This window comes from Bacillus sp. AC266 (genome assembly GCF_979253805.1).
In genome coordinates this window covers 1-246 of record NZ_CEEDEC010000061.1, presented here as the reverse complement: position 1 = coordinate 246, position 246 = coordinate 1, and the positions used below count along the sequence as shown (strand labels likewise).

The 246-nt window shown below is 38.2% G+C and carries 1 protein-coding gene; it reads left to right on the top strand.

Going from position 1 to position 246, the window contains the following annotated elements:
* Positions 1 to 246, top strand: a 246-nt coding sequence (locus AC0IXC_RS29320) for a UTRA domain-containing protein (RefSeq protein WP_471653724.1), incomplete at both ends; no start/stop codon positions are given.

The window sequence follows — 246 nt, the reverse complement described above, 5'->3', positions numbered from 1 at the left end:
CTATTTCTCAGCACAAATGGCAAGTACAGACTTAGCGGACTTTGACTTACAATCGCTTTATGATCTAGTCGAGGAACGTGGTATACATTTAGAAAACTTCAGAGATGAATTCGCTGTTGGATTTGCTCCTAATTTCGTTGCAGAAGTGTTAGGAGAAAAAGAGGGAACAGAGTTATTAAAACGTATGCGCTATTCTTACGATGAAGTTGGCGAAGTAATTGAATATAGTGAAGGCTACTACAATAC